General features: G+C 69.4%; 1 protein-coding gene. It reads left to right on the top strand.

Annotation, left to right across the window (positions count from 1 at the left end; translation table 11 throughout):
- Positions 1-12: 12 nt before the first annotated feature.
- Positions 13-1,480: condensation domain-containing protein (locus ACTIDRAF_RS29660; protein ID WP_245533579.1), on the top strand; the 1,468-nt coding region annotated here is incomplete at its 3' end.

Raw genomic sequence — 1,480 nt, 5'->3', positions numbered from 1 at the left:
GACCGGCTGCGGGTGGTATGGGTAGCCCACCACGTACTGGTCGACGGGGTGTCCTGGCGGATCCTGCGGGAGGACCTGACCACCGCCTACCACCAGGCAGTGACCGGACGACCGGTGGACCTCGGAGTGAAGACCACCGCGTTCCCCCACTGGGCACAGGCCCTGCGGGAGCACACCCGGGCCGGGGGGTTCACCGACCAACTCCACTACTGGCGGCAGGCCATCCCCACCAGTCAGGACCTACGGCTTCCGGTGGACGCTGCCGAGGGGGACCACTCGGTCGGAGCCCAGGACCGGGTGCGGGTGGTACTGGACCAGACCACGACCCGGGAGTTGCTGCAGGACGTGCCCGGGGTGTACCGGACCAGGATCGATGAGGTCCTGCTGACCGGGCTGGCCCGGACGGTGCGGAGGTGGACCGGGTGGCCCCGGGTACCGGTGACGGTCGAGGGCCATGGTCGGGAGGAAGTCCTGCCGGGGGTGGAGGTGTCCCGGACCGTGGGCTGGTTCACCTCGATCTACCCGGTCACCGTGGAACTGTCCCCGCGGGGGGAATGGGCCGGTGATGTCCTGGCGGTCAAGGAACAACTCCGTGGGGTCCCCGACCGGGGGATCGGGTACGGGGCACTGCGCTACCTCACCGGAGGGGGAAGCCCGGATTCGGGGCTGGACACCGACGGGGAACCACGGATCAGCCTGAACTACCTGGGCCAGTTCGACACCACCACCGGTGAGCAGGAGTGGATCGGGGACTGGCGGCTCAACCCCGGTGGCGAGCACCACCCGGGAGAAACCCGTACTCACCTGCTGGAGGTCGTGGCCCAGGTCCGCAACGGCCGGTTGGAGATCGACTGGTGGTACTCCCCAGGCCTGCACCACGAGGACACCGTTCATGGCCTGGCGGAGTCCTTCCTCACCGAGTTGTCGGGGTTCGTGGCTCACTGCCGCCAGCCCGGGGCCGGGGGTGTGTCCCCGTCGGACTTCCCGTTGGTGGCGTTGGACCAGGACACGGTGACCCGGTTGGCCGGGACCGGTCGTGCGGTCACCGAGTTGTACCCGTTGACGGGGTTGCAGGCCGGGATGTTGTTCCACGCGGTGGCCGATCCGGCGTCGGTGGCGTATCTGGAGCAGTTGTCCTGTGTCCTGGAGGGGGTGGATCAACCGGGGTTGGTGGCGGTGGCCTGGCAGCGGGTGGTCAACGCTCATGAGGCGTTGCGGGTGTCGGTGGCCTGGCGTGAGGTGCCGGACCCGGTGCAGGTGGTGCACCGTGAGGTTGAGGTCCCGATCACCGTGGAGGACTGGTCGGGTTACGAGGGTGGGGAGCAGGACCGGCGGTGGCGGGAGTACCAGCGGCGGGATCAGGGGGTGGCCTTCGATCTGGAGCGGGCCCCGTTGATGCGGGTGTTGCTGGCCGGGTTGGGGGAGGGCCGGGTGCGGGTGGTGTGGACCTTCCACCACCTGCTGCTCGACGGGTGGAGCA

Origin of the sequence: Actinoalloteichus spitiensis RMV-1378, assembly GCF_000239155.1 — a bacterium.
Lineage (GTDB): Bacteria > Actinomycetota > Actinomycetes > Mycobacteriales > Pseudonocardiaceae > Actinoalloteichus_B > Actinoalloteichus_B spitiensis.
The sequence above is the reverse complement of the archived record's forward strand: the minus strand, read 5'-3'. Positions and strand labels throughout refer to the sequence as shown.